This window comes from Novosphingobium sp. SG720, assembly GCF_012275365.1.
Classification (GTDB): Bacteria; Pseudomonadota; Alphaproteobacteria; order Sphingomonadales; family Sphingomonadaceae; genus Novosphingobium; species Novosphingobium rhizosphaerae.
This window is the reverse complement of the sequence record NZ_JAAZQN010000001.1, coordinates 947,906-972,208: the sequence shown is the minus strand read 5'-3', so window position 1 is coordinate 972,208 and position 24,303 is coordinate 947,906. Positions and strand designations below refer to the sequence as shown.

Annotated in this window: 17 protein-coding genes; 3 read left to right on the top strand and 14 right to left on the bottom strand. The window is 66.2% G+C overall.

What is annotated here, in order from left to right:
* The first annotated feature begins 48 nt into the window (after positions 1-48).
* Positions 49-522, top strand: a complete 474-nt coding sequence (locus FHW94_RS23165) for a hypothetical protein (protein ID WP_246865873.1) — start codon at positions 49-51, stop codon at positions 520-522.
* A gap of 540 nt (positions 523-1,062) precedes the next feature.
* On the opposite strand, the gene FHW94_RS04350 is transcribed toward FHW94_RS23165, so the two are convergent.
* Complete coding sequence (locus FHW94_RS04350) at positions 1,063-3,093, bottom strand: S9 family peptidase (protein ID WP_168554509.1); 2,031 nt, start codon at positions 3,091-3,093, stop codon at positions 1,063-1,065.
* 296 nt (positions 3,094-3,389) lie between these two features.
* Between FHW94_RS04350 and FHW94_RS04345 the strand changes: the two genes are divergently transcribed.
* Together FHW94_RS04345 and zapE are read left to right on the top strand one after the other, a co-directional pair.
* Positions 3,390-4,172: a succinate dehydrogenase iron-sulfur subunit gene (locus FHW94_RS04345; protein ID WP_022675959.1), complete on the top strand. Its 783-nt coding sequence runs from the start codon at positions 3,390-3,392 to the stop codon at positions 4,170-4,172.
* A 94-nt stretch (positions 4,173-4,266) separates the two neighbouring features.
* Positions 4,267-5,385, top strand: coding sequence for a cell division protein ZapE (gene zapE / locus FHW94_RS04340; protein ID WP_168554508.1), 1,119 nt, complete (start codon positions 4,267-4,269; stop codon positions 5,383-5,385).
* 384 nt (positions 5,386-5,769) lie between these two features.
* Here zapE and FHW94_RS23160 read toward each other — a convergent pair whose 3' ends face one another.
* From FHW94_RS23160 to FHW94_RS04275, 13 genes are all read right to left on the bottom strand, one after another.
* Complete coding sequence (locus FHW94_RS23160; RefSeq protein ID WP_246865872.1) at positions 5,770-8,028, bottom strand: EAL domain-containing protein; 2,259 nt, start codon at positions 8,026-8,028, stop codon at positions 5,770-5,772.
* Between the two features lie 109 nt (positions 8,029-8,137).
* Positions 8,138-10,042 carry an XrtA/PEP-CTERM system amidotransferase gene (locus FHW94_RS04330; protein WP_168554507.1) on the bottom strand — a complete coding sequence of 635 codons (1,905 nt, stop codon included), beginning with the start codon at positions 10,040-10,042 and terminating at the stop codon, positions 8,138-8,140.
* An 18-nt stretch (positions 10,043-10,060) separates the two neighbouring features.
* Positions 10,061-11,590 (bottom strand): exosortase A, encoded by a 1,530-nt coding sequence (gene xrtA / locus FHW94_RS04325; protein ID WP_349237435.1) that lies wholly within the window; start codon positions 11,588-11,590, stop codon positions 10,061-10,063.
* 100 nt (positions 11,591-11,690) lie between these two features.
* Entirely contained in the window at positions 11,691-12,917 is a 1,227-nt protein-coding gene (locus FHW94_RS04320) for a TIGR03087 family PEP-CTERM/XrtA system glycosyltransferase (protein WP_168554506.1), read from the bottom strand.
* A 1-nt stretch (position 12,918) separates the two neighbouring features.
* Positions 12,919-13,980, bottom strand: coding sequence for a FemAB family XrtA/PEP-CTERM system-associated protein (locus FHW94_RS04315; RefSeq protein WP_168554505.1), 1,062 nt, complete (start codon positions 13,978-13,980; stop codon positions 12,919-12,921).
* A complete protein-coding gene (locus FHW94_RS04310) occupies positions 13,977-14,861 on the bottom strand; it encodes an XrtA system polysaccharide deacetylase (protein WP_168554504.1) in 885 nt (294 codons plus the stop codon). Before FHW94_RS04310 ends, FHW94_RS04315 begins: the two co-directional genes overlap by 4 nt.
* Positions 14,862-14,875: 14 nt before the next feature.
* Positions 14,876-16,144, bottom strand: coding sequence for an XrtA/PEP-CTERM system-associated ATPase (locus tag FHW94_RS04305; protein ID WP_168554503.1), 1,269 nt, complete (start codon positions 16,142-16,144; stop codon positions 14,876-14,878).
* A 22-nt stretch (positions 16,145-16,166) separates the two neighbouring features.
* A complete protein-coding gene (locus FHW94_RS04300) occupies positions 16,167-17,864 on the bottom strand; it encodes a preprotein translocase subunit YajC (protein WP_168554502.1) in 1,698 nt (565 codons plus the stop codon).
* Positions 17,861-18,994 (bottom strand): AAA family ATPase, encoded by a 1,134-nt coding sequence (locus FHW94_RS04295; protein WP_168554501.1) that lies wholly within the window; start codon positions 18,992-18,994, stop codon positions 17,861-17,863. The genes FHW94_RS04300 and FHW94_RS04295 overlap by 4 nt, the downstream gene beginning before the upstream one ends.
* Before the next feature lie 11 nt (positions 18,995-19,005).
* The gene (locus tag FHW94_RS04290; RefSeq protein WP_168554500.1) at positions 19,006-20,523 is read right to left on the bottom strand and encodes an XrtA system polysaccharide chain length determinant; all 1,518 of its coding nucleotides are present in this window, start codon (positions 20,521-20,523) and stop codon (positions 19,006-19,008) included.
* 58 nt (positions 20,524-20,581) lie between these two features.
* Entirely contained in the window at positions 20,582-21,196 is a 615-nt protein-coding gene (locus FHW94_RS04285; protein ID WP_179506429.1) for an XrtA/PEP-CTERM system exopolysaccharide export protein, read from the bottom strand.
* 295 nt (positions 21,197-21,491) lie between these two features.
* On the bottom strand, positions 21,492-22,739 hold the full coding sequence (locus FHW94_RS04280) for a pyridoxal-dependent decarboxylase, exosortase A system-associated (protein WP_168554499.1): 1,248 nt from the start codon (positions 22,737-22,739) through the stop codon (positions 21,492-21,494).
* Between the two features lie 10 nt (positions 22,740-22,749).
* Positions 22,750-24,279, bottom strand: a complete 1,530-nt coding sequence (locus tag FHW94_RS04275; RefSeq protein WP_168554498.1) for an acyl-CoA ligase (AMP-forming), exosortase A system-associated — start codon at positions 24,277-24,279, stop codon at positions 22,750-22,752.
* Positions 24,280-24,303: the final 24 nt, after the last annotated feature.

The window sequence follows — 24,303 nt, the reverse complement described above, 5'->3', positions numbered from 1 at the left end:
CCGAGGCGATATCGCGGCGGGGCACCGTTGGGCGGGCGGATGGGCGTGATGTGTTCGAGCGTCAATTCCAACGTCATCAGGTTACCCGTTTTCACGGGCTTCATGCCGGGAATATCCACGGCGCGAAATCGCACCGGCATCGCGCTGGGCCATTGCACGCGCACGTGCGCATGCTCGATCGGAATAGCGTTCCACATCGCCGCGGTATATTCGGCATGGTTCTTGAAGGTGGGATCGCTGGAGGAAACCGAGGCCGCAAATTCCAGCGTGTCGCCCACTTGCAAGCCCTCGGGCTGGATATTGGCAGTCAGCACGCCGTCCAGCACCGCGCTTTCCAGGTTTTGCTCACGTCGCAAGACCGTGAACGCCTGGCCTGATTTCAACACGTCGATGGCCTGGTCTCCGCGCCGTATCAACAGCTTGTGCACGGTCAGCACATCGGTGTCGGGCCGCCATGGCAACGAGATGTTGGCCGCAGCCAAGCCTTGCGAGGTCTGTATCTTGATGGCGCTGGCCAGGTAAGTCGTGCGGCGTCCCGGCTCCAGTGACACTTGCTCGTCGGACAAGAGAACGCGCACCGGTGCATCGTCTGCCGGCTGGCTATCGGTGGCCGGATTGACCGGCTTGACCCATGACGGTGCTGGGGCGATCACGGGCTGGTCTGCCGCAAGCGCTGCACTTGTCAGCGCGCTGGTGACAAAAAGCGCAGAGAGCAGCAATTTCATGGACATCACTCCCTTGATGGCCGCAAGCTAGCCATCCAGCGCGGAAATTAAAATGCCCATAATCAGCTCGAACGAAGCGACGCCAAGATCAGGAAACAGCACATTGCCAAGCTGACGGTGCCGCACCTCTGGATCGTGAACTCAGAAATGACGCCGCGAGGGAGCCTTTGGGTCAATACCCGAAGAGACGCCAAAATGGCTTCCATCTCCGCCCGAAGTGCCCATGCAAAGGCCACCAGCCTTCGCTGCGGTCACTTTGGCCCGATATGTTCGCCATTTTGGCGCCTCGGGGGGGTGCCATTTATGAATTCACGACCTAGGATTCGACCTTGGGCGCTCAAGAAGGATTATACTTCGCCAGCCATGCCCCGATCGCGTCCAGCATCGCCTTGCGGTCTTCGGCGCGGGTGAAATAGTGGTCGGCCTTGGGCAGGCTGACATAATCCACCGTCTTGCCAGCTGCGCGCATGCGGCTGGCCATGGAGTCCGATTGCGAGGCGGCGACGGTCACGTCCTTGCGGCCGTGGATCAGCAGCAGCGGCGCCTTGATCCTGTCCACCGCGTTCAGCGGTGAGACGGCGGGGAAATCGGGCGTCATCGCTTTCCAGTCGTCGCTGTACTTGCCCTGCATGTAATAGCCGCCGAAATCGTTCACTTCGCGGCGCAGGCTGGCCACGCCGGAAATCGAGATGCCGCAGCGGTAGAGGTCCGGGTCCTTGGCCAGGCCCCACATCGTGGCATAGCCGCCATAGGATGCGCCCACGATACACGCCCGCTTGGGGTCCGCCATGCCCTGGGCCACCGCCCAGGCGAGGCCATCGGTGATATCGTCCTGCATGGCCAGGCCCATCTGCCCTTCGCCCTTGCGCAAGAAACCCACGCCATAGCCGGTGGAACCGCGGAAATTGGGCTGGATCACCAGATAGCCACGGCTGGCGATATATTGCGCCAGATAGTCCCAACTGGCCACGTCCTGCGCCCAGGGCCCGCCGTGGGGCAGCATGACCACGGGCAACTTGTGCGCCTCGTGCCCCTTGGGCACCGTCACCACGGCCTCGATCTCCAGCCCGTCACGCGCCTTGTAGCGCATGGTCTTGACCGGGGAGAGCGGCACCTGCTTGAGCGCATCGTTGAACACCGCGATGCGCTGCATCTGGCCCGAATTGAGGCTGAAGTAATAGAGCCCGCCCGGGCTTTCGGGCCGGGCAAGCGTGAGCAGCATGGCGCTGCGGTCGGCGTTGAGGCTGGATATTTCCGCGCTCACGCCCTGCGCCGCCACGGATTTGTCGAACGCGCCCTGGATTTCCGCCATCTCGGGATTGAGCCAGTGGACGCGGCCCGGCGCGTCGGTGGTGGCCACGCCCAGCACGGCGGTGCGATCGGTGGAAAGCACCGTGTGGTCGATCTCGGTCCCCGCCGGCGCTTCGAACAGCATCCGCCCGGTCTGCTGGGTCAGCATGTTGACTTCGAACAGCCGGTCGCGGCCATCGTCACCGGTAAACACGGCCACTGCATTGTCGCCGCCTGGCAGGAACACGATCGGGTCGATCAGCGATTCATGGGCGCGCGAACTGGCGCGGTCGATCGTGCGGAGCGCCTGGGCCGGATCGGCGCCGCGATAGACCAACTGCGCTTGGCGGCCCGATTGGGTGAAGGAAACGCCGCTGCGCACCACGCCGTTGCCGTCGGCCTGCCACTCCACCACCCCGGCGCGCCAGTTCTGCACGATGCGATCGCGCCCGTTGGCCAGGTTCACACGGTGGACAGTGGGGAAAAAACCTTCGTCCAGATACATCGAGTGCTGCGCCGAAACCAGGATTTCGGGGGTGCCGTCGTGCGCTGTCCAGATCACCGAGGCGGTATTCTGCCCGTTGAGCGACCACAGGATGCGCGTCACTTTGCCAGTGGCACGCTCCACCGCAATCAGTCGGGAGACATAGCCGCGATCGCCCTGGCCCAGCGGCACCAGCGCGCGCAGCTTGACCAGCAGGTAATCGTTGCCGACCCATTGCACCCAGTCCGCCTCGGTCATGTCGGGTACGGCCAGTTGCACCGGCTTTTCCTTGGGATCGAACAGGCTGCGCACGCCGATCACCTGCATCCCGCCCACGCCGAATTTGCCGGCAATCCGCTGCCCGTCGGGCGAAAGCGCGCCATCGGCGAAGAAGGGAATCCGGGCAAAGGCATCGGCGTCGGGCACGGTTGCGCTGGGCGTTGAAGCGGCAGCGGCAGCAGACGCGGCGGCCGGCGGCGCCCCCTGCGGTGACGCACCCGTTTCCGCAAAGGCCGGCGTCGCCAACAATGCCGCCAGGCCACAACCCCATGCCCACACGCCGATTGCCCCAACGCGCGCCTGCTCGTACCGCATCTGTCCCCCTATATAGCCCACTATTTCAAGCTATTGCACAATCAGGGCGATAATCCAGCCTCCCACCGTCCAATTGTCACCATCCTGGATGGGATTTATCGCGCCACCCGCCGCGCCCGGGGATTTTTCGCACTGGCAACATGCCGCGCCAGCAAGCGAGGCCAACGGTTTCGGGCATACCATGGGGCAAGCGCCCCACTCCCCCCTTGCCCCATGCTGCGTTTGCGCTAAGGACGACTCGTTGAAGCCGATCTGGCCTTGCCGGCCAGCGGCCCAGTGCAGCAGGACCCGGTTTTATGGCGACTTTCACGCTCCCCAAGAACTCCACGATCACCGGCAAGGCGCGCCATCACGCCGCCGCCACCAACGGCAAGATCAAGAAGTTCAAGGTCTATCGCTATGACCCGGACAGCGGCGAGAACCCCCGCTACGACACGTTCGAGATCGATCTCGAACAGTGCGGCCCGATGGTGCTCGACGCGCTGATCAAGATGAAGGGCGAGCAGGACCCGACGCTCACGTTCCGCCGCTCGTGCCGCGAAGGTATCTGCGGTTCCTGTGCGATGAACATGAATGGCCGCAACGGCCTAGCCTGCACCACCGCGATCGAGGATCTCAAGGGCGAAATCCGCATCACCCCGCTGCCGCACATGCAGGTGATCAAGGACCTGGTTCCCGATTTCACCCATTTCTACGCGCAGTACGCGTCGATCCGCCCCTGGCTGCAAACCGTCTCGCCCACGCCTTCGGGCAAGGAACGCCTGCAGAGCCCGGAACAGCGTGAAAAGCTCGATGGCCTCTATGAGTGCATCCTGTGCGCCTGCTGCTCCACCTCGTGCCCGAGCTATTGGTGGAATTCCGACAAGTTCCTTGGCCCGGCGATCCTGCTCCAGGCCTACCGCTGGCTGGCCGACAGCCGCGACGAGATGACCGGCGAGCGTCTCGACGAGCTGGAAGATCCCTTCCGCCTCTATCGCTGCCACACCATCATGAACTGCGCCAACGTGTGCCCCAAGGGTCTTTCGCCGGCGCGCGCCATTGCCGAAATCAAGAAGATGCAGGCCGAACGCGCGATCTGACGCGCAGCGCCGGCTTTCCTTCTCGCGTTATCCCGAACGCCGGCCGGTCCCTTCCGGCCGGCGTTCTGCTTTTCCAGGGGCCCGTTCCTTTTTCATGACTCGCATCACCCAGCGCTATGCGCAACTCGTCGCCTCGGGCGAACTGCGCCCCGATCCCGAACAGGCGGCCGCTGCCACCCGGCTCGACCGGCTGCAGCAGGAACTGGAAAGCCCCCCGCCCGCGCCGGGTCTTTTTGGCCGCCTGCTCGGCAACAAGGCCCCGCCTCCGCCCCGCGGGCTCTACATGTGGGGCGGCGTCGGGCGCGGCAAATCCATGTTGATGGACCTGTTCCACGACAATCTCGCCGTGTCGGCCAAGCGGCGCGCCCATTTCCATGCCTTCATGCTGGATGTGCACGCCCGCCTGCGCGAAGCGCGCAAGAGCGAGAGCGGCGATCCGATCGTGCCGGTGGCGGCCGGCCTCGCCGCCGAATGCCGGGTGCTGTGCTTTGACGAAATGGTCGTCAACAACAGCGCCGATGCCATGATCATGAGCCGGCTGTTCACCGCGCTGATCGTGGAACATGGCGTGGTGGTGGTCACCACCAGCAACCGCGCGCCGTCGGAACTCTACAAGAACGGCCTAAACCGCGAGCATTTCCTGCCGTTCATCGCGCTGGTCGAAAGCCGGCTCGACGTGCTGGCGCTCAATGGGCCGGTCGATTACCGGCTCGAACGCCTGCAGGGCGTGGGCACCTGGCACGTGCCCAATGGCCCGGCCGCGACCGAAGCCGTACGCGAAGCATTCTTCCGCATGACCGACTTTGCCCCCGAAGACAGCGCCAACGTGCCGAGCGCCGAACTCGACGTGGGCGGAGGACGCACGCTGCATGTGCCCAAAAGCCTCAAGGGCGTTGGCGTGTTCAGCTTCAAGCGCCTTTGCGCCCAGCCGCGCGGTGCCTCGGATTACCTCGCGATCGCCCACGCCTTTCACACCGTGATCATCGTCGGCATTCCGCAACTCGGCCCGGAACAGCGCAACGAAGCCGCCCGCTTCGTCACCCTCATCGACGCGCTCTACGAACACAAGGTCAAGCTGATCGCCACGGCCGACGCCGAACCCGTTAACCTTTACGAATCGGGCGACGGCCGATTCGAATTCGAGCGCACCGTGAGTCGACTGATGGAAATGCAAAGCCAAGACTATCTGGCGCTCGGCCACGGCAACGAGTGACGAATAGAATTTACGATCGAAAATATAAAAATGAAAAAGCCCGCGACATATCATCGCGGGCTTTCATGTATTATCGGTGCTGGATTTGTGCTTGAAATGTAAATTGTTGCAAACTCACATTTACCACTCGCACCTTAGGCTATATCAGCCGAAAAGCCAACGAAGCATGAGAACCTCCATCCACGGTTGAGGATGTTGAGGTACCACTAATTCATATAGTTAACAAGACGTAAACGGGCTCCGCCGGGGCGCAGCGAAGCGCTGTCCCGATCTAGGACAGGTTGATGAGCATACGTTACGGCGCTGGAACCCGCTCAAGTGGCTGCGCAGAAACGAAGCTTGCTCCGTTCGGCGGCCACCAGGATTTTACATTTCAGCGATCGGCTAGACGGCTTTGCTCAAGCCGAAGCGGCCCACGTAGTCACGGAACATGATGTCGAAAGGCTGTGGCTTGCTAAGGTAATAACCTTGTGCCTGGTCGCATCCAAGCGCCGCCAGCATCTCGAAGGTCGCCAAATCCTCGATGCCTTCGGCAACGACCACCTGGCCCAAAGCATGCGCCAAGCCAATTGTGCTCGTCACGATGGCGCGATCGCGATCGCTGCTCAACAACTTGGAAATGAACCTGCGATCGATTTTCAACTCGTCGCTCGGCAGATCGGCAAGATAGGCCAAGCTGGCCTCCCCGGTTCCGAAATCGTCGATGGACAGCCGAAAGCCCAGATCACGCAGTCGCGTCAGGTTACGGACAGCATCCGCGCGGTTGGTCAGGCTCGACGTTTCGGTGATCTCGATCGTCAACAGCGAGGGATTGATCCCACGACGCGTGACAATCTCTTCGAAGTTTCCAACGAGTTCGTCCTTGTGAACCATCTGGGCCGACAAGTTGATGCTCATCTGGAAACGCGCACCTAGCGCATTGACCGCCTGCGCCGCAGTGATCGCCTCTTCCAACACCCAATAAGTCAGCGCATCGATCCGGCCGGCACGCTCAGCCTGCAAGATGAACTGATCTGGCGCGATGAAGCCGCGTGTCGGGTGGTTCCAGCGGATCAGCGCTTCGGCGCCGGAAATCCGCTTGGCACGAAAGTCCCACTGCGGCTGGAATGCCAGCCAGATATCGCCATTGCGCAGCCCCTCGTCGATCCTGGCGTGGAGGGACAATTCCCACGGCGCCTCAGCCAGGCGGTGGGCCTCGAATACTTCCACCGGCCGGCCGCTGCCCAACGCTTCGTTCGCGCTGGCAAGGGCCGAATTCACGCGGGTGAGCGCATCGATTCCTTCGTTTCGGTCCAGGCCGAAATGAATGTTGGTGTCAAAAGTGTGCACCCCAACCTGAAGCGGCGCGGAAAAAAGTGCGCGCAAGCCTTCCAGATGGTTGAGTTGCACCTCCAGCGGCCGCGCCTCTTCACTCCACGCAAAATGGCCACCGTCACCGTGATAGATCTGCCCCGCGCCAGAGCCCACGGAAAGACGCCGCGCGATCTGGTTGGCGCATTCCCCGTGAAGTTCGCGCGGCAGCGTGGCGAGCATTTCCTCGTAACGCGCGACGACGGCAACAATGACGTCGTTGCCAACGTCAATCGGCTTGGCCGACAGCGCAACGAAATTGGGAAGCCCTGAAAGACTTGTTTGCTGAATCCGCCGCGTGCGCTTCTGCCACACGCGAATGGCGCCAAAGGTGCAAAGATAGATGATGGCCACTTCGGGCGGCATGATGAAGCCCACAAAACGGGCCAGTATGGGCAGCCCCAACGTCACCACGATCGCCGTGTAATATGCGAGCTTTTTCGACCGCCGCAGGCGCCGTTGCCCCGCAAAGCGCGTTGCCAGGACCACGAAAACCAAGAGGGGGGCAAACGTCAGGTCAACGTTGAAATCGCGCGACAATGCCTCTGCGCCGGCAATATCGTGCGCGACAGGGGTGATGATGCTGTGCCCCCAATAGCGCAGCGGCGTGACGCCGTTGGACGATGAAACAATGACCGTCCTGCCCGACAGGATCCCACTGTCCACTTTGCCGTCCAGCAGGGCGCGAGCAGAAAGCCTCGTGATCGTGTCGGGGTTAACCGAAAAATCCGGGTAATACACACCCGAACTTTTCGGGTAGGCACCCGAAAGCGCTACTGAAAAAGTAGAGTATTTACGGCCCCTTACGTCAACCTGGTAAGGTGCAGAAACAACCGCATGGATGAAATTGTCGTTCCACGCGGAAACATACACTTTGTGCTTGCCGACAATCGCATCCGCAGGAACCTTTATGGTGTCATCATCGTGCCTGTTCGCTTCTGTCGAGCGAGCCACATAGGCGATATCGTCACCGTAACTGTCAGAAACCCGGCGCAATTCGGCGTCGCCAGCAGCATCCAAACCGTAGGGAATACGAAGGTCGACAAAGACGCGACGAGGCATCTGTCGCCTGACACTATCGAGGATCTTCGCTTCGTCAGCTGTATCGAGATCGTCCATCCCATCGGTCGAGACGACGACGATGGATGAAGGCGCCGAACGCGTCACGAACTTGAACGCGGCATTCCAGTAGATGTGCGAAACCGCTTCTGCCAAGCCAAGCGGCCATGACGGCAACAGCGCCAGGCTCAGCAGCAGCGATATTCCGATCGGGGATCGCAGAAAGTTTCGCATGGACCATCGGCGCAGTTGGGTTACCTAACTGAGCTAGTCCGAAATGGTTTAGATCACCTTACCGTTTACCATCGGTGGTAACGCGCAAGGCCCTAGGCCTGGGGTAAGGCTATGGTGCCAAAGAGCTATCCAGCCGGGCCAGGCTGCGATCGAGCATCAGCAACTGCCACAGGACGCGGCTGTTGTCGGCCCTTCCGGCAATATGCGATTCGGCCAGGGCGGCCATGCGTTGCGCATCGAACCAGCCCGTGCGCGCCAGCGCGCCACCGTGGGCAACGCCGCGTGCCGCGCTCGCCAATGGCCCGCGCAGCCATGCCGCGATCGGGGTGACGAAGCCCATCTTGGGCCGGAACAGCACATCGTCGGGCAAGTAGCGGCGCATGGTCTGCTTCATCAGCCATTTGCCGGTGGCTCCATGCACCCGCATGGTTTCGGGCAGGCGCGCGGCGAATTCGATCAGGCGGTGGTCAAGCAACGGCTCGCGCGCTTCCAGGCTCACGGCCATGCTCGTGCGGTCCACCTTCGTCAGGATGTCGCCGGGCAGCATGAACTTGAGATCGGCATATTGCGCGCGGTCCAGCCCGCTTTGCGCCGGGGCGCCGCGCATCAGTGCCACCAGCGGCTCTTCAGCGCGGTAATCCCCTCGTAGCCGCGCAAATTCGGGGGAATAGAGCGCCGCACGCGCCTCGGGCGCGGTCACCGCCAGGGCGCGGGCATAGCCCACCTCGCCATCCTGGGCCAGGCTCTGGAACGTGGCCTTGGCGCGCAGCGGGCGCGGCGCCCAGTCCGCCTTGGGATAGAGCCGGCCCAGCGCGCCGAACACCGGGCGGCGCAGGCCGGCGGGCAAAAGCGCGCGCGCCTGCTCTTCGCGATGATGGAACACCTGGCGGCGATAGCCGGCAAAGGCCTCGTCCGCGCCATCGCCCGACAGCGCCACCGTCACATGGCTGCGCGCCAGTTCGCACACCCGGAAGGTAGGCAGCGCCGAAGCATCGGCAAAGGGCTCGTCGAACATCGCGACCAGCCGGTCAACGAGTTGGAAATCGTCGGCAGAAACCGTACGCGCATGATGCTGCGTGGCAAAGCGCTGCGCCACTGCGCCCGCCCAGCTGGTTTCATCGAGCGCGGCCACGTCAAACCCGATCGCGCATGTCTTGACCGGGTCGCGGCTCGCCTCGGCCATCAGCGCCACCACGGTGGAACTGTCCACCCCACCCGACAGAAACGCGCCCAGCGGCACATCGGCCGCCATGCGCGACGTGACCGCCTTGCGCAGGCGGTGCAGCAGGTGCGCTTCCAGGTCCTTTTCGCTGGCGCGGTCACGCTCGGCAAACGACACGTCCCACCACTGCACCGGTGGCGGTGGCGGGGCATCGTGGCGCAGCAGGCGATAATGCCCCGCTGGCAGTTTCTCCACCCCGCCCAGGATCGAGCGGCCATCGGGCACGAAGCCCCAGGCCAGATAGTCTTCCACCGCCAGCGGATCGAGCGTGCGGCGCAGCATGGGATGGGCAAGCAACTGCTTGAGTTCCGATCCGAAGATCACGCTGCCGTCAGCAAGCGTGGCCATGTGCAGCGGCTTCACCCCCAACCGGTCGCGGGCCAGCAGCAGGGTGCGGGCGCGCAAGTCGTAAAGGGCAAAGGCAAACATGCCGTTGAACCGCGCCAGGCAGTCCACGCCCCAATGCTGCCAGGCGGCCAGGATCACTTCGCTGTCGCCGTCGGTGCGGAACCGCGCGCCGAGCGCGACCAGTTCGCGGCGCAAGTCCTGGTAGTTATAGATCTCGCCATTGAACACGAGCATGGCCGCGCCATCGGCGCTGGCCATGGGCTGGGGCGATCCGGCCAGGTCGATGATCGACAGGCGGCGGTGGCCCAGGCCCACGCCGGGCGCGGTCCACACCCCATCGCCATCGGGGCCGCGATGCGCGATCACGTCGCCCATGGCGCGCAAGCGCACCGGATCGACCGGCTTCATCCCCTGGGTGTGAAAAATCCCCGCAATGCCGCACATGCCGTGAAAACCAGCCCCTTATTGTCCGCGCGAAATGGTGTCGATCCAGCGGTCGAGCGGCCCGGCGGAGGCCACGAAGGCGGCCAGTGCCGGCGCTGCCGGTGCATTGGCCCTGTCCTCGCTCGACAGGATCAGCGTGGCCGTGGTCCGCGGACGCAGCAAGAGCCGGTCGGCGATGTTCCACAGCTTGAGATGGATATTGCTGCCACCCAGCCAGCCATCGGTGCGGTACCAGGTCAGCGCCAGGCGATGGACCGGGCCGGGGGCCTGGATCATGTCACCCTTGCCGCCTTCCAGCGCCGGCGCGGGCTTTTCCCAGGCCCAGCCGCTGCCCGGCGGCACGGCGCCTTCGCCAAAACCGCCCGCCTCGCGCCCCTCGCCCTGCCCGGCATAGAGCGCGAATGACACATCGACCACATGGCCCTGCCCATCGGCAAAGCGGCCCAGCAGGCTATGATCGGCACCAGCATGGCGCGGCTGCCACGGCCAGGCCGGCGGCGTTGCCACACGGTGCCACCCAGGCACGGCCGGCAGGTCGATCCGCGCCGGCAGGGGTGCAGCCAGCCGGCCCGCCGCCTCTCCCCAGAAAACGAAGCCCAGGGCCAGGGCCACGAGCCCGGACAGCACCACACCCTGCCCCAGGCGCGCCCGTGCCAGCCGGGCAAGGCGCGCGTCGGCCAGGATCACGGCGGCCCGCACCGGCGGATCGTCGCGCCCACGATCGAAAAAGCGCCAGCCGGCCAGCATCGTCAGTGCCATGACCACGGCAAAGAACACCCAGCCGTAAAATATATGGTCAAACCCGGCGGCGAACTGGATGCCCAGCTTGCCCGCCAGCACGATCGTGCCCCAGGCGCGCACCCCGTTGGCCAGCACCGGCACCACCAGCGCCAGCACCATGAACCCGGCGCGGCGCGGCCAGGAAAGAAAGCAGACCTGGCAGACCAGCACGCCATAGGCGACCATGGCGATCAGGAACTTCACGCCCGAACAGGCTTCGGCCACTTTGAAATAGCCCGCCGGCGTGGTGATGAACACGCCATCGAGCGTCGCAGGAATGCCCACCACATGCAGCAGCGCCATGACGATACGCGCCGTCACCAGCTGCAACATCGGCACCAGTTCATCGCCGAACGGCACCAGGAACAGCATGTAGGCCAGGGGAAACAGCAAGGCCGCCCCCACGCGCGGCCCCATCAGCGCGAGCAGGCTGGCCTGGAGCATCAGCACGCAGGCCGTCTGCGTCACCAGCGAAAAACCGGCGAAATCGCCCAGCATCCACAGGAACGCAGCCCCGGCAAACAGCGCCAGCCCCGGCCACCAGCCCTGCGGCGCGATCTGGCGCAAGGCGGCCCAGCGCAGCGACACCAGCCAGGCCAGGATCAAGGGCACCAGCAGGATGTGGCTATAGGTGGAACTCTCCCACCACTGCCCCGCCATCGCCGCCCAATCGGCATGGAACAGCGCGATCAGCCCCAGCCAGCACAGCGCCAGAATGGCCCAAGGCCCAAGATCCTCCCCCACACCGTGGGGGAGATGGCGGGCCACAGGCCCGACGGAGGGGGCATCGAGCGCCCCGCCCCCGCCACCACCGGCTGCGCCGGCGGTGCCCCGCCCCCGCTTTGCGGGAGAGGATCTGGTAAAAATATCAAGCCGCACGGCGGCCAAACCGGCGATCGAGGCCAACTAACGCGGGCAATGGCGCCAGCACGCGATCCCATCCGCATTGCGCGATCACGAAAGCGCGTGCCGCGCGGCCCAGCGCATCGGCGCGGATCGTGTCGGACAGCAGCCCGACCGCGCGCGCGGCCAGTTCCTCGCTGGCGGCCGGCGAAATGGCAAATTCGCGCCCATCCGTCGCCGCGATTCCGGTGGCGGCCTCTGGCGTCAGCAATACGGGCCGCGCCATGGCCATGGCTTCGAGCACCTTGTTCTGCACCCCGCGCGCCAGCGTCAGCGGCACGACGACCAGGTCTGCCCCGGCCAGCCAGGGGCGCACATCGGCCACGGCGCCGGTCACGCGGGTGCCGTTCACGCCATCGAGCGCCTGGACGGCGGGCGTGGGCGCGCGGCCCACCACGTTGAATTCGGCACGCGGAAACCGCCCCCGGATCAGGGGCATGACCTGGCGGGCGAAGGAAACCACCGCGTCCACATTGGGCGGATAGTCCATCTGCCCGGTAAACACGATCTGCGGCCCCGCCATCACCATCTGCGGCGCAATGGGAATGCCGGCCGGATCGAAATAGGCGGTGTCGATGCCATTGCCCAGGCTGCGCACGTCGGGCATGGCCCCGCGCCCCAAGCGGCTGCGAAACAGCGCGGCCTCCGCCTCGCTCACCAAAAGGCTGGTCGTGGCCCGGCGCGCAATGCGCGCTTCATAGCGGCGCAGCAGCCAGGCTTCGCGCGCATAGACGGGCGCAGCCAGGCCGGGGCGCCGGGCATATTGGCCGAACTTGGCCGAATCCACGTCGACGAAATCCATCACCACGCGGCCAGTGAAACCGGCGGGCACATATTGCGCCATCTGCCCGGAAAACACGAAGATCGTGGTGATCGGCCGGCTTGCCAGGGTCCGCTTCACGTAGCGTGCCAGCTTGCCGTTGGAAAAGGCGGCCAGGCTGATTGGCCGGCCGCCCAGCAGCGCCGCCAACCCCGCGCTCGCCAGCGATCCGCGCCGCCGCACCAGGCAATGGCTGGCCGCCACCGCCGCCAGTTCGCCCTCGTGCGCCATGTCCTGCGCGTCGTCGGCCAGGCATGCCACATGCACGGGCGCCAGCGCGGCCAGGGCCTTGAGAATGTGGTGCGAGCGGATCTTGTCGCCGCGATCGGGCGGAAACGGGATGCGATGCGCGATGAACAGGATTTCGCCCATGTCAGGCCAGCCCGCGCGCGATGATCGGCCCGATCAGGTTGGCCAGTGGCAGCGGCAGTTTCTGCCAAAGGCGGATCTTGGCCTGGTAACGCGGGCTCAATGGATTGACGTCGCGCGGCGCCTGGCCGTCGGCAGTCCAGTGCGCATAAGACAGCGGCTGGGGCACGAAACCCCAGTTGCGCTTGAAGTGATAGGCCCCCGAATCCACCTTGGACCGCCCGAAATCGAAGCGATCCATGCCGCGCCCGCGCGCATGGTTCATCAGCGCATAATACATCACGTCGTTGGCGCGCAGGGCGCGTGCCGCCAGCACGCCCCCGCCCCAATAGGGCATGACCGCGCCGCCGTGATAAAGGCTGAGCACGCTGGCCACCGGTTGCGCCTCGTGCAGCACGGTCAGGATATCGGCATCCTGGCCAAAGGCATCGAGCATGCGGGCAAACAGCCGGCGCGGAAACACCGGCGTGCCCAGGTTGCGCACGGATTCGCTGTAAACGCGATAGTGCCAGGCGCGGTCCTGCGCGCCATTCCCGGTGCGGATTTCCAGCGGTTGGGCCAGCCCCTTGCGCAGTTCGGCCCGCTGCTTGCGCGGCACGGCCTGCAACTGTGCGGCGTCATCGGCCGCCAACGGCATGACGAAGCCGACGTGGCTGTCCTGCTTGACGTGCCAACCCGGCGCCTGAGGCAGCACGCCACCGCGCAGTTCGATCGTCGGGCTTTTCAGGCGCTGGGCCAGGTCTTGCGCAGCCGCCACCAGCGCGGGCGCCGCGGCCGCATCGCCCACGATCCCGCCGCCCACGGCAAAGCCGGTGGACACAAGCGCCCGCCCGAACAGCAGCGACGAAACCGCATGCAAAGGCAGCGCCGCCACGATCACGCCGGCCTGTTCGGCCAGCAGGAGCCGGCTGGCATGGCCGCTGCCCTGCGCCACGGCATCGAGCCAGCGGGGATCGTGAAACACGCTGGCATCGGGTTGCCCGGCCAGGAACCGGGCATAGGCGGCGCGGTCATCCGGCCCGGCCTCGCGCACGGTCGGCGCGCCCAGGCGGAACGGCGCGTTCATGCCGCAGCCGGAAGCGGCGCGGGCGCGCTATCCACCCAGGCGGCTTCACGCGCGGCCAGTTCGTCCATCCGCCCCCAGGCGAAATCACGCACCAACCGCTCCAGCTTGGGCGCCATCACCGCAAGATTGGTGTAATGGCGAAAGCGCGAGCGCCACGGTGCGTCGTTGCGGCGCGGCTGATCGGGATCGATTTCCCAGGGGTGGAAATAGAACGCCGCCGGGCGCCCTGCGGCATTGACCTGGCGGATCGCCCAGCTCGAAACGCCATAGGGCAGCAAGCGGAAGAACCCGCCGCCGCCCGCTGCCATGCGCCGCCCGGCGATTTCCGCCGTGGTCACCGGAATTTCCAACAGCGCGCCAGTCGCCAGCGGGCGAAAGGCAAAGCGCGGCGCCTCGCGCCAGCCATAGTGATCGTGCACGATCGGCGCGACCGAACTGGAATAGGCGTACCCGGCCTGCGCCAGGACATCGTGCGCCCAGGGATTGCGCGCATCGATGGAGAAGCTGGGCGCGCGATAGCCGGTCACCGCCTGGCCGCTTGCCTGTTCCAGCGCATCGCGCGCGCGGGCAAGATCAGCGGCAAAGGCCGCCGGGTCCATGGTGAAGACCCGCTGGTGATCCCAGCCGTGGCTCGCCACCTCATGCCCGGCATCGGCAATGGCGCGCACCAGCGCGGGATGGCGCTGCGCCACCCAGCCCAGCGTGAAGAACGTGGCTTTCACATCGGCCGCGGCAAACATCGCCAGGATCGCGCGAACATTGCGCTCCACCCGCGAATCCAGGCCGTCCCATTGCGCGCGGGCGATGACCTTTTCGAACGCGCCGACCTGGAACCATTCCTCCACGTCGACGGAAAGGCCGTTGATGACAGGCGATGGCATGGCCGCTCTTTCGTTCAGGCCGCGCGCTTGGGGCGGTCGGTTTCGAACCATTCGATCAGCATGGTCAGCACGTGGCGGATCGCCTGCTCCTGCTCGGCCAGGCGATGTTCCAGCACGCCGATCCGCGCGGCGGCATCGCTCAGCGCAGCTTCCAGCGCCGCCGTGCGGGCTTCGCCATCGGCCTGGGCCGCAGCGGCCTGGTCGCCCATCGCGGCGCGCATTTCCGCCACTTCGATCACCGCCTGCTGCAACTCGGCAATCTGCTCGTCGCGGCTGGCCATGGCGGCCTCGATCGCAGCCAGGTCAAAGGCGTGGGTCTGTGTCTGGGACGCGGGCTGCTGCGCCTCGCCCTCGCCGTGGAACGTGTCGGTGGTAAGGCCCAGCGCCTGCGCCGATGCGGCCTGCGGCATGGCAGGCGAGGCATGCGGGGCCTGTGCTGGTTCGGCAGCGGCTTCCGGCGCCGGTGCGGCGCTGTCGGCAGCCATGTCGTCGAGCACGGCGTGGAGCAGCCCGGCCTCGATCCGGTTGGTCTGCTCCAGCGCGCCGGCCAGCAGCACGCGGCTCAAAATCTGGTTGATCCGGCGGGGAATGCCGCCGCTGGCGCGGGCGAGATCGGCATAGACGCGCGGCTCGAACGCCGGGTTGCCGTTCCACCCGGCGCGGGCCAGGCGGTGCTCCACATAGGGGCCCACTTCATCCGGCTCCATCGGCGCCAGGTGGTGCGTGGCGATCACGCGCTGGCGCAATTGCTCCAGCCGGGGCGAATGCTGCACCAGGGTGCGGAATTCGGGCTGGCCCAGCAGCAGGATTTGCAACAGCGGGTGCGCGCCCAACTGGAAGTTGGACAGCATGCGCAGTTCTTCCAGCGCTTCCACGCTCAGGTTCTGCGCTTCGTCCACCACCAGCAGGCAGCGGCGCCCCGCGCGGGCCTCGTCATGCAGGAATGCTTCGATCCGGGCGAGCGCGGCGGCCTTGTCATGGCCGGCCACATCCAGGCCGAACGCGCGCGCGGCCATGTGCACCAGTTCCTGGCCATCGAGCTTGCTGGTCACGATCTGCGCGGCGGTCAGTTGCGCCGGGTCGATGCTGGCCAGAAGATGCGCCGCCAGGGTGGATTTGCCCGCGCCCACTTCGCCGGTGATGACGATGAAGCCTTCGCTCTGCGCCAGGCCATAACCCAGGTAGGACAGCGCCTTCTTGTGCGTGGCGCTTTCGAAATAGAAATCCGGATCGGGCGTCAGCTGGAACGGACGGGCCGAAAGGCGGTAGAAATCATCGTACATGGGCGTATCGCCTCCTGAACCGTCAGAGCGTGTAGCGCAAGCCGATGAGGCCTGTCGCTTCCAATTGGTCCGCAGCCAGATCGCGGCTCACCCCGTCAAGCCCAACCGAAGCCGTTGCGGTGAGACGATCGGCCAGGCGCCGATAGTATGAGGCATAGATGCCATAAGAATTGGTATTGCCCAGCAACGCCGTGCCGCTGTCGTACCAGGCATCGTAGACCGCCACGCTGAAACTCGCGTCGCGGCCCAGCTGGCCCGAAACCCCGCCGGTCACGTACCAGCTCTGGTCCACGGTGCCATTGGCCTGGGCGAGTACGGTGCCCGGTGCGGCGATGAAGCGGCGGCGGACATAGCCCGCCCCCACGCCCAGCCGCAACCGACCCATGGCAAAGCCATAGGTCGCGCTCACCCCGCGTTGGCGGAACACGGACGAAGACACCGAAGACAGCGCGCCATTGACGCACGATCCACCCGTGGCGCCAATGCCGCAGCCCGAAGCGCCGCCAGTGGCAAAGTCGGTCGGCACTTGCTTCAACGCGTTCGACAAGCTCGATCCGAAGCCCGAAATCCCATCATAGACCGAGATGTTGAGCGAGCTGCGCGTGTTGGGCGCATAGGAAAAGCTGCCGAAATAGGTCGTGCTGTCATAGCGCCGGCCGACGAAGGCCGACAGCGAGGTGCGCCGGCTGGGCCGCCACATCACGCCCACGTCCCAGGTCAGGCCATTGCTGTCATAGGCGATCTGGCGCGGCTTGCTGGTGTCGGTCACATAGCGGCCATCGCTGCCCACCACCGCATTGCCATTGGCATCGCGCAGCGCATCGCGCGAAGAGACGCGGATATGTTCCCAACCCACGTCGCCCACCAGCTGCACCGTGCGGCTGACCGGCAGCGTGGCCTGAAGGCCGACGCGCTTGTCGTCGATGCGCTGGTCCAGGTTGGAGATATCCTCGCGGTCCCACCCGGCGCTGGCCGTCAGGCCCACCGGCAGCACCGTGCCGGCCTTGGTCCCGGCGGAGACTTGCGCCGATTGCACCACCGAATGGTTGAACAGATCGACGCGCGGCTGCCCGGCGGCGGGCTGGTAGGCATTCTTCTGCGTCAATTTGGTATAGCCGGCCAGGTAATTGGCGTTGATCGCCACATCGCCCGAATGGGTGGTCAGCGCCGGCCCGGCATAGACCGAATAGACCTGGCTGACCGCATCGTTGACCGACAGCGGATTGAGCGTGGCCGAACCATTCGCCTCCACCCGGGTGCGCGCGGCAAGGCCGCCGGCCTCGATGCTCAGCGTGCGGGGCACGAGCTGGTGCGACACGCGCGCCATGCCCGAAATGGTGTCGGAATCGCCAACCCGCCCTTTTTCCACGAAGCGGCGTTCATAGCGCACCGAAATCTGGCCCTGCGTGCGCCGCCCGGCCAGCGTGGCATCCACCCCGGCCGCCAGCGTGGTGTAAGTCACCACGTCGTTGCCGGGCGTGATCTGCGCCAGCAGGTTCTGCGTCACTTCCAGATAGGGCCGGATCGTGGTGCGCACGCCCGATCCTGCCCCGCGCGCGCTGTGCCCGCTGCGCGGCGCGGCGCCCTCTGCGTCAGACGCTGCGGCGCCATCGTCGCTGCCCACCTGATAGGGCAGCGATTGCGCCAGGGCCCCCGGCGCAACCGCCAGACCGGACCCGGCCAGCAAGCCGGTGAGGATAATGGAACGAGTGCGTTTCATTCCTTGTATCCATAATAAGTGCCAAAGCGCCGCCCAGTGGGCGAGAAGCGCGTGCCGTTGAGCAGAAGCTTGATGTCCGCGCAGCCCGAAAGCATGCCCACTGCATCGCGCAGCGCGGCTTCTCCGGTCACGTCGGCGCGCACCACCATAAGCGCCTGGCCCACGTGCATCGCAAGTTCCGATGCGGGCGAAGCGGCCAGCGCGGGCGGGCTGTCGAAAATCACGATGCGGCTGGGCGACTGCGCGGTCAGCCGATCCAGGATGGCGCGGGTGCGCACCGAGGCGAGATATTCGGTATCGGACCCCGTCTGGTTGCCGGCGGGCAGCACGGACAGGCCCGGAATATCGGTGGGAATGATGCATTCCTCGACCATGACTTCGGGATCGGCCAGCGCATCCATCAAGCCCGGCCCGCCCGGCAGGCCCAGCGTGGACAGCACCGAAGGCTTGGCAAAGTCGGCATCGACCAGCAGGACTTCGTTGTCCTTTTCCGCCGCGATCGACAACGCCAGGTTTACCGCGCAGAATGTCTTGCCCTCGCCCGGATGGGCCGAGCAGACCAGGATGCGCTCGCCATGGCGGCCGGTGCGCCCGGCGCGCGAATCCGCCGCCGTCAGCAAAAGCTGGCGCTTGACGATGCGGAACTCTTCCAGCAGCGCGCTGACCGGCCCTTCGGGTTCGATCAGGCATTGTTCGCGCAACAGGCGGCGGTCGATGGGCTGGGCCGCCTTCTTGAACCGCTGGCGCGAGGGAATGCCGTCGAGCGTCGCGTCGCTTTCCGGCGGCGCGGCCTCGGCGGGGGCCGGAATGAACACTTGTGCCCCTTCCGGCGCAAACGCCGGCGGTTCGGGCACGATCGGGTCTGGCTCAGCCGGTTGCGCGGCGACAGTATCCGGCGCAGCAGGCGCTGGCGCGGGTTCGCTGGCCGGCGCAGGCGTGGGCTCGGCAGTGGGTGTGGGCGCCGGCGTCGCGGCGGGCGGTGGCGCTGCCTTGGCGGGCAGCGGCGGCACCGCCGGTGCACGCATGTGCTGGCGGAAATCAAACGTGCCCGCCGCCCGCTCGATCAGCGAGGGGGCCGCGCGGCGCGGGGTTTCCCGGGGCGGCTGGGGCGTATCGCTCTGGTCGGTCATGTCCTGCCCCTTCACGCCACCATCCGCCGTTTCATGAATTCCACCGCCAACAGCACCATCAATACCAGCACCAGGCCAGCCGTGGCACCGCCGAACAGCTTCAATTGCTTCCACTGCCGCGCGCGGGCGGCGGCGGTCTGGGTCAGCGAGACCGATCCCAGCACGATCATGCCCGTGGCGCGTTCGAGCTGGCCCGTCGTGGCATAGCTGGAGCGCAGTTGCGCCATGGCAAAGGCCACGCCGCAGCCCGCCGCCAGCCCGACGATCAGCACCAGCATCAACAGCAGCGGGCGATCGGGTGCCGAAGGCCCGCGCGGCGTGCTGGGCGGGTCGATCACGTCGAACTTGACCGAGTTGTGCTCGCTTTCCACCTGGCCGCGCAGGCGCAACTGCTCGCGATCGCGCAGCAGCTTGTCGTACTGGTCCTTGAGCACGTCATAGTCGCGGTTGATGCGCGATGCTTCGGCGGCGACGGCCGGTTCGCTGTATTGCTGGCCGGTCAGCTGGCCGATTTCCTGCTGGAGCGAGGCCTTGCGCGATTGCAGGGAAACCAGGCTGGCCTCGCGATCGGCCTTGATCGACTGGAGCGAGGCATAGGCCGGGTTGGGCGTGCCGGCATGGCCGCCTTCGGCTGCAGCCTGGCGTTGCAGGCTGGCAATCTGGGCCTTGGCCGCCAGCACATCGGGATGACTGTCGGTCAGCCCGCGCGCCTTCATCGAGGCCATGTCTGCCAGCGCCTGCGCCAGCGCGCCCCGCGCCCCGCCCTGGGCGCCGGGAATGGTGATGGTGGGTGCCGTGCCCGAAAGCTGTCCGTTGATCGAGGCCAGCGCGCTTTGCGCCGCCAGCAGATCGGATTCCACCCCGCGCAGCTCGCTGCGCGCGCCTTCCAGCTTGGCGGAAACCGAACCGGTGCCCGGCATCAGCGCGGCGTTCTTGGCTTCGAACTCCTGGCGCTTCTGCTCGGCCGCTTCGAGGTCCTTTTGCCGATCGGCCAGTTGCTGGTCCATGAAGGCCAGGCTGTCGGTCATTTCGCCACGCCCGCCGGCCAGGTTTTCCTCGCGGAAGATGTCGATCATCTTCTGCACCACGTCCTGCGCCAGCTTGGCATTCTGCGCGTCGGTATAGGAACTGCGGCCCGATGTGGCGCTGATCTCGAACAGGTTGTCCTGCTGGCTCACCACCTTGATCTGGGTGGCCAGGCCCGCCACGGCCGACTCCATCTGCTTGTCGTTGGTGACCTTGTCGCCCAGCCGCGTGGCACGCACCACCTTTTCCAGGTTGACCGTGCTGGTCAGCGTCTGGCGCACCCGCTCGATATCCTGCTTGGCATTGCCGTTGATGCCGATCTGGTCGGACAGCACATCATCGATCTGGATGAAGATGCGCGCCTTGGACTCATAGGAATTGGGCACCATGGCCACGACCAGCCAACCGAGCAGGCAGACCAGCCAGGCCACGCCCAGCGCCATCCAGCGGCGATGCCAGATGCCATAGAGCGCAATGCGCACTTCATCGATAAGATTGGTCATCGCGGCGCGCGCTCCAATGGCTGGTGGCCCGCGCGGATGGGATCCGTCGCAGCCATCGTCAGAACGTGCTTTCCGGAATGATGATCACGTCACCGGGCATCAGCATGACATTGGCCTTGGTATCGCCCTTGCGCAAAAGATCACCGATGCGCACAGCATATTCGGTCTGCTTGCCGGTGGTCTTGTCGAACCGGATCAGCCGCGCACGGTTGCCGGCGGCATATTCCGACAGCCCGCCCACCGCGATCATGGCATCGAGCAGCGTCATGTTGGCGCGATAGGGAATCGAGGCGGGCTTTTCGGTGGCCCCCACGATGCGCACCTGCTGGCTGAACGTGCCGGCAAACTTGTTGACGATGACCGAAACGATCGGCTCCTGGATATACTGCGAAAGCTGCAGCTTGATATCCTCGGCCAGCATCGAGGGGGTCTTGCCCACGGCGGGCATGTCGGTGATCAACGGCGTGGTGATGCGCCCGTCGGGCCGCACCTGCACTTGCGCGCCAAGCTCGGGATTGCGCCATACGAAAATGGTCAGCTCGTCCAGCGGGCCGATCACGTATTCCTCGCCCGGCCCCTCTTGCAGGGCCACGAACGAGGCGGGCGGCAACTGCGGACCGTGCGCGCCGCCGGCACAGCCGGTGAGCAACAGCGAAATGCACGCCACCCCCAGGCTCGTACGGGCGAGACGTCCGCGCCCAGCGGCAATCCGGGCGACGCTCTGCGCAGCGCTCCGGGCGGCGTTCGGGATTGGGCCGGAATGGGACGGCATCGCGGACAGTTCCTTTGTCTGACTCTTGCGCCGACCCTACGTAGTGTCCCCTATCGGGACCATCGGGGCCTGCGACCTTCACCTTCGGCTATCGACAAAAAGGGTGAAGATACGGTTAGTCTTGTTGCCAAGCGCCTTGGGCGGCAAGGCGCTTCGCGGCCCCGGTCCCAATTCGGGACGGGTGCCCCGGCAAAGATTAACCCGCCCTGTCCACCGGGGTTTCGGCCAGGATTTCGCTGGCCGGGCCATGCCCCAGAAACGCCGCCGGACTGGCCGTGGCGCCATAGGCCCCCGCGCAGAACACCGCGACCAGATCGCCTTCCTGCCCGCGCGGCAGCGCCGCCTTGTCCGCCAGCCGATCGAGCGGCGTGCACAGGCAGCCCACCACGCTGGCGATCTCGGTGGCCGGGACATCCATCCGCGTGGCAATCGCCAGGGGATAGTTGCGCCGCACCACGGTACCGAAATTGCCGCTGGCGGCCAACTGGTGATGCAAGCCCCCATCGGTGACTAGGAACACCTCGCCCCGGCTTTCCTTGCGTTCCACCACTTGCGCCAGATAGACGCCGGCCTCGCCCACCAGGTATCGGCCCAGTTCCACGGTCAGCTGCGTGTCGTGGAGAACGGGGGGCAAATCGGCCAGACGCGCCGCCAGGGCGCTGCCCACGGCCGCCAGGTCGAGCGGCGTGTCACCGGGAAAATAGGGAATGCCAAAGCCGCCGCCCAGGTTGAGCGCGGGCAGCGGCACCCCGGCTTCACCGGCCAGGCGCGCCGCCAGATCGAGCGTGGCGGCCTGCGTGGCGATCACCGCCTGGGCATCGAGCGCCTGGCTGCCGGCATAGATGTGCAGGCCGCGCCAATCGGCCCCGGATGCCACGATACGCCGCGCCAACGGCGGCACGTTCTCCGCGTCCACGCCAAAGGGCCGTGCCCCGCCGCCCATTTTCATGCCCGATCCGCGCAAGTCGAAATCAGGATTGACGCGAATCGCCAGCTTGGGCCTGTGCCCCGCCGCCGCACCCAGGGCGAGCGCGCGTTCCACCTCGCGTGCGGATTCGCAGTGCAGTGTCACCCCGGCGGCAAGCGCAGCGGCGATTTCCGCGTCACGCTTGCCCGGCCCGGCAAAGCCGGCGCGCGCCGGATCGATGCCCCGCGCCTTGAGCAGCGCCAGTTCCCCGGCCGAGGCGATGTCGAACCCGTCCACCAATTCCGCCAGCAAAGCCAGCAGCGGGCCAAATGGATTGGCCTTCACCGCATAATGCAGCCGCACCCGCGCCGGCAGCGCGGCGCGCAGCTGCGCCACGCGGGCGCGGACGGCGCCGGCCTCATAGACGAACAGCGGCGTGCCATGGGCCTGCGCCCAATCGCGCGCCGGGCGACCGGCGATCAGCAGGTCAGCGCCCTGGCTGTGGAAATGGGGCGGGATCGGACCAAGCGGTTTCATGGACTTCGCCTTATCGCCCACCGGTCAAAGCCCGGTAAAGAGCGGCACGATCGTGCTTGCCATTGGGCGAAAGCGGCAAGGCATCGCGCCAATGCACCTGCGCAGGCAGCATGAAGGCGGGCAGGTCCTGCGCCATGGCCGCGCGGAGCCCCGCCTCGTCCAGCGCCGCGCCCGGCATGGCGCGGCACACCAGATGGATCGCCTGGCCCAGCGCCGCATCGGGCAGGCCCAGCGCCACCACTTCGGCCACCAGGCCGGTCGCGAGCGCGGCCTCTTCCACGTCCTGCGGGCTGACGCGGTGGCCCGACGTCTTGATCATCGCATCGCGCCGCCCGACAAAATGGAGCAGGCCCAAGGCATCGCGCCGCACCCTGTCGCCAGACCACACCGCCATGCCACCTAGCTTGCCAAAGGGGGGTGCCGGGCGAAAGCGTTCGGCGGTACGCACGGCATCCTGCCAATAGCCTTGCGCCACCAGCGGCCCGGCGTGGACCAGTTCGCCTTCTTCGCCCGGTGCGGCTTCCCCGCCCGCATCGTTCACCACCATGACTTCGGCAAAGGGAATCGCCGTGCCGATGGAAGTGGGATGGTCGTCGATCAGCGCTGGATCGAGGAAGGTGGAGCGAAATGCCTCGGTCAGGCCGTACATCGCAAACAGCCGCGCCTGGGGAAATTGCCTGCGCAAGCCGTGCACCAGATCGGGGGTGAGCGCGCCGCCGCTGTTGGTCAAGCGGCGCAAGCTGGCCCCTGCGCCATCGGGCCACGGCACGTCGAGCAACTGGCGCCACAGCGGCGGCACGGCAGCCAGCGTGGTGATCCCGTGGCGGGCCACGGCGCGCGCCACATCGCGCGGCATCAGGTAATCCATCGGTACGGCGCAGGCCCCCGCCGCCCAGGCGGACAACAACTGGTTCTGCCCATAATCGAACGCCAGGGGCAGCACCGCCAGCACGCGATCGTCTGCCGCCAGGCCCAGATAATGCGCCACGCTGATGGCGCCGAGCCACAGGTTGGCCTGGCTGAGCATCACGCCCTTGGGCCGGCCGGTGGAGCCGCTGGTATAGAGCAGCGCAGCCAGGCTTTCGGGCGTGGCTGCGCTGGGCGGCAGCGGCGCCAGAGCATCGAGCGCGGCCAGCACAACGGCTTCATCGTGCGCCGCCGCTCCGCCCAGATCGCCCGGATCGAGCGTTTCCAGCCGCCCGGCATTGGCCAGCAGCAGGGCAGCGCCGCTGTCTGCCAGGATATGCGCGGCCTGCGCGCGGCGCAGCACCGGATTGATCGGCACATGGACCAGCCCCGCGCGCACCGCGGCCAGCGGCATCAGGCACGCGATCAGCCCCTTGCCCAGCCACGTCGCCACGCGTGCCCCGGGCACGATGCCCGGTTGCGCCGCCAGCCAGGCAGCCAATTGCCCTACACGCCGATTTAACCCCTCGTGGCTTAGCACCCCGTCCTTGAGCACCAAGGCTGGTGCATCGGCCTTGCCCCGCAAGGCGAGATGGTCCAGCGGATGCACGGTGGGGTCGGGCGGAACGGTCACGGCACTCCTGACGGATCGAGCGAA

Bases quoted from the DNA above. Each gene is read 5' to 3' on its own strand.
- FHW94_RS04310 (WP_168554504.1), bottom strand. From the start codon at position 14,861: ATGCCATCGCCTGTCATCAACGGCCTTTCCGTCGACGTGGAGGAATGG.
- FHW94_RS04345 (WP_022675959.1), top strand. From the start codon at position 3,390: ATGGCGACTTTCACGCTCCCCAAGAACTCCACGATCACCGGCAAGGCG.
- FHW94_RS23160 (WP_246865872.1), bottom strand. From the start codon at position 8,028: ATGCGAAACTTTCTGCGATCCCCGATCGGAATATCGCTGCTGCTGAGC.
- FHW94_RS04290 (WP_168554500.1), bottom strand. From the start codon at position 20,523: ATGACCAATCTTATCGATGAAGTGCGCATTGCGCTCTATGGCATCTGG.
- zapE (WP_168554508.1), top strand. From the start codon at position 4,267: ATGACTCGCATCACCCAGCGCTATGCGCAACTCGTCGCCTCGGGCGAA.
- FHW94_RS04315 (WP_168554505.1), bottom strand. From the start codon at position 13,980: ATGAACGCGCCGTTCCGCCTGGGCGCGCCGACCGTGCGCGAGGCCGGG.
- FHW94_RS04280 (WP_168554499.1), bottom strand. From the start codon at position 22,739: ATGAAACCGCTTGGTCCGATCCCGCCCCATTTCCACAGCCAGGGCGCT.
- FHW94_RS23165 (WP_246865873.1), top strand. From the start codon at position 49: ATGTGTTCGAGCGTCAATTCCAACGTCATCAGGTTACCCGTTTTCACG.
- FHW94_RS04350 (WP_168554509.1), bottom strand. From the start codon at position 3,093: ATGCGGTACGAGCAGGCGCGCGTTGGGGCAATCGGCGTGTGGGCATGG.
- FHW94_RS04330 (WP_168554507.1), bottom strand. From the start codon at position 10,042: ATGTGCGGCATTGCGGGGATTTTTCACACCCAGGGGATGAAGCCGGTC.
- FHW94_RS04320 (WP_168554506.1), bottom strand. From the start codon at position 12,917: ATGGGCGAAATCCTGTTCATCGCGCATCGCATCCCGTTTCCGCCCGAT.
- FHW94_RS04295 (WP_168554501.1), bottom strand. From the start codon at position 18,994: ATGACCGACCAGAGCGATACGCCCCAGCCGCCCCGGGAAACCCCGCGC.
- FHW94_RS04305 (WP_168554503.1), bottom strand. From the start codon at position 16,144: ATGTACGATGATTTCTACCGCCTTTCGGCCCGTCCGTTCCAGCTGACG.
- FHW94_RS04300 (WP_168554502.1), bottom strand. From the start codon at position 17,864: ATGAAACGCACTCGTTCCATTATCCTCACCGGCTTGCTGGCCGGGTCC.